Raw genomic sequence first — 3,449 nt, 5'->3', positions numbered from 1 at the left:
CAGGTGCGGCAGCATTTCCACGACGCTGACCTTGGTGCCCAGTTCGGCGTACAGGCAGGCGAACTCGCAGCCGATCACGCCGCCGCCGATGATCGTCAGCGACTGCGGCAACGACTTGGGATGGATAAGTTCGTCGGAGGAGATGATCGTATCGCCGTTGAACGGGAAAGCCGGGATATTCATCGGGCGCGAGCCGGTCGCGATGATGATCTTGTCGCCCTCAACTGCCTGTTGTGAACCGTTCGCCATCTCGACGACGATGCGGTCCTTGCGTTCGAAGTAGCCGAAGCCGTTGTAGAGCGTGACACCGTACGACTTGAACAGCATGCCGATCCCGCTCACCAGCTCGTTGACGACCTTGTTCTTGCGCTCGACCATCTTGGTGATGTTGATCTGCGCGGTGCCGGTCAGATCGATGCCGAACTCGCCGGCTTCCTTGATCTTCTTGTACAGGTGCGCGGTGGCGATGAACGTCTTGGTCGGAATGCAGCCCCAGTTGAGGCAGATACCGCCGAGTTTGTCTTCCTCGATACAGGCGACCCTGGCGCCCAATTGCGCGGCGCGGATTGCCGCCACGTAGCCGCCCGGTCCGCCCCCTAACACGATTACATCATATTTGTCAGCCATAGATCATCCCTCATTGAGTCAAACCTGCCCGGTTGTATACGTCAGCAAGTGGGCTGTTAGGTAATACCCGTTGCCGGAAAAGTAAAGGAATTTTGCCCGCGCCCACTTGCACGGCGGCGGCCCGGCGGTTCGCGTTGAAATCCGCAGAGCGCCCTTGCCATATCGATTATGACCCTCTATGATAGCGGCGGTTTGAATCGCCAGTCGCGCGGCAGAAGGAGTCAAAGCGCATGACAACTCTTAATGCGGTTGGATTAGTTGTCCTCGGTCTGGTAGCCGGAGTCTTCAGCGGTTTGGTTGGCATCGGTGGCGGTATTATTATCGTGCCCGCGCTCATTTTTCTCTTCGGCTTCAGCCAACACCTGGCCCAGGGCACCACGCTTGCTCTTCTGGTGCCGCCGATCGGCTTGTTGGCGGCGCTGGCCTACTACCAAAAGGGTCTCGTCAACCTCCCCGCTGCGGCCATCATTTGCGCCGGTTTCGTCGTCGGGGGTTTTGTCGGCGGCAAATGGGCGGTCGGCCTCTCCGATCAACTCCTGCGCAAGACCTTCGCCGTTGTGTTGGTCCTGATCGCGCTGAAGATGTTCTTCACCAAGGACTGAGACGCCCGACAGCATCCGGTTAAGTCCACCGTTCTCGCGGGCGCGAGTCGGGGTGGGTGAATTGGCATGAGGAGGCACCTGTCATGCGTCACAAGCATCTGCCGTACGATCCGAAGCTAAAGCATCGTGCCCGATCATTGCGGAAGGCCGGGAATCTCGCCGAGGTGCTGCTGTGGCAGCAACTCAGGCGTCGGCAAATGCGTGGCCATGACTTTCACCGTCAGCGGCCGATCGGCCACTACATAGTCGATTTCTACTGCCCACCACTGCAATTGGCGATTGAGATTGACGGAGCATCGCATGTAGGCAGGGAAGCGGCTGATCAGAAGCGCCAACAGGAACTGAAGGAGATGGGCGTCGCCGTGCTCCGCTTTCTGGACGCCGATGTGAGGAACAATCTCAGGGGGGTGTTGCGCGCTATCGAAGAATGGATTGTCGCGAATGAGCGGCGACCACGGTAACACACCCCGTCTCGGGCCCTTCTTTGCCGTCGACCAGTGGTGAGAATCATACCGCAGAGCATAGGCAACCGCACTTCACTGACCAAACGCCGGGCCCGAGCCACCCCTCTCAAGAGGGGAATTTCCGACGCCTCGCTGCGTCACTGTCCATCACCGTTCTCATATTCGACAGCAGCAGATCGCGAAGGTAAAAATGCAGCACCGTCGTGGGTCGGGCAGTCAGCAAGTTCGTCGTTTATGCGGAGACTGCAGTTCGGAACACGGTAGGAATGAGAACATGACAATTCCCCTCTTGAGAGGGGTGGCTCGCGACCGCCCACAATGTGGCACTGCGGACAGCGGGTCTACGCAAACGGAGACATAACGCCTGCCACCGTTCTCGCGGGCGCGAGTCGGGGTGTGTTCTTCTGGCCGATGTCTGCCGCTCCCTCTTCGTAGGTCAGGATCCCCGCGATCCTGACGCAAACCAATGCCCCTGTAGAGCCGACTTCAGTCGGCTTTCGTCGTTGCGTCACGTCTTCTCGCGCGCCGCTCACTCCGGGGGAACTCCTCTTGTCCCGGCGCGAAGCGACCGCCCCCCGCAGCCTCACTTCAACGAATTCATGGCGAACTTGGTTTCCCGCCTCCGCGGGAATGACGCCTACTCCCCTCTCCCTGCCAGGGCGAGGGGCCGGGTGTGAGGGTGCCCTTGTCAGGTCCTTGCCAAACCGCCCATCCATGCCGCGACAAAGCACGGTTGGCACACCAAATTCTCCGGTCATGAAAAACGCCGCAAGCTCGCCACTACGGTGACCAATACGAATTGATCGGGGTGAATGACCCAAATTCTGCTCTTGAGATATGGTGACGGCTTGTTGGGAGGTCGAAGGTTAAGACTTTGGCTCACTCGGCATGCTTCGCATCTTGCTCTATGAGGTCTGACGAAGCCAGCCAATCGATGAGCTGAACACTTGAATACTTGGGAATAGTTCGAGTGCCATTCTCATGCAGGAAGAACTGCGACCCTTTGAAGTATCTCAGACCCGCGGCTACTACGAAGATCCACAAGAAACCGGCCATTACGAGACGAACGCATTTTTGTCCCTGATTTCTAAATTGGTCGCCAAGTATCGCGCGTTCAATTGGAACAGTAGGTGGGTTAATAAGATATACGAGAGCACAGCCATAGTCATTTTGCCTTAGAGGGCTGGTCGTTTGCAGTGCATGTCGCAACTTCCTTTCATGGCCGGTCAACAATCGAATATTATCGAACTCAATCCGCTGAGATACTGCAATTCGCCAAAGTAGCGACAATTCGAACAGCTTCATGCGCCTGTAATCAATGCCATGGACAGTGCTACCAAGTTCGCCGTGTGAGAACCCCAGTCTTGTTCCTCCCCACATTGCTTTTGCCGCATAGTCATCCAGCCCCGCAAGCTTGGACTCGCACTTCTCGCACAGGAGTTTTTCATAGATCCCATTCCGGCGATCTCCCAATATCTCGCCATGGCCGTCACAATCGATTCTAAACGCGGTGAAGGTGTGATCCTCGTTGTACACCCTTGCATTGCGATAAACAAATTCGGGGATGATATGCGAGTCAACTAATGTCGTGATACAATCACAAAGTGCACACGCTTGAAGTTTCAACTTCTACCCCTCCCATTTCGGCGGCAAACAGCGCACCTCGTGATCGCTGCGGAAACCCAGATAATAATCCGCCTGCATCAGCTTGTGAATCTCGCGCGTGCCTTCGTAAATCGCCGCGCCCTTGGAGTTG

The 3,449-nt window shown here is 56.8% G+C and carries 5 protein-coding genes; 2 read left to right on the top strand and 3 right to left on the bottom strand.

The features are described from left to right. The coding region (locus tag IT585_07145; protein MCC6963011.1) for an FAD-dependent oxidoreductase at nucleotides 1-627 on the bottom strand (627 nt) is incomplete at its 3' end. A gap of 230 nt (nucleotides 628-857) precedes the next feature. Between IT585_07145 and IT585_07140 the strand changes: the two genes are divergently transcribed. Continuing rightward, entirely contained in the window at nucleotides 858-1,229 is a 372-nt protein-coding gene (locus IT585_07140; protein MCC6963010.1) for a sulfite exporter TauE/SafE family protein, read from the top strand. 83 nt (nucleotides 1,230-1,312) lie between these two features. Further along, nucleotides 1,313-1,690, top strand: coding sequence for an endonuclease domain-containing protein (locus tag IT585_07135; GenBank protein ID MCC6963009.1), 378 nt, complete (start codon nucleotides 1,313-1,315; stop codon nucleotides 1,688-1,690). An 882-nt stretch (nucleotides 1,691-2,572) separates the two neighbouring features. Here IT585_07135 and IT585_07130 read toward each other — a convergent pair. Then, nucleotides 2,573-3,319 carry a hypothetical protein gene (locus tag IT585_07130; GenBank protein ID MCC6963008.1) on the bottom strand — a complete coding sequence of 249 codons (747 nt, stop codon included), beginning with the start codon at nucleotides 3,317-3,319 and terminating at the stop codon, nucleotides 2,573-2,575. Nucleotides 3,320-3,322: 3 nt separating this feature from the next. Beyond that, a partial coding sequence (locus IT585_07125) for a butyryl-CoA dehydrogenase (GenBank protein MCC6963007.1) occupies nucleotides 3,323-3,449 on the bottom strand: 127 nt, incomplete at its 5' end.

Source organism: Candidatus Zixiibacteriota bacterium, from assembly GCA_020853795.1.
Lineage (GTDB): Bacteria > Zixibacteria > MSB-5A5 > CAIYYT01 > CAIYYT01 > JADJGC01.
Note: the sequence above shows the minus strand (reverse complement) of the source record. Positions and strands in the feature narration are given on the sequence as shown.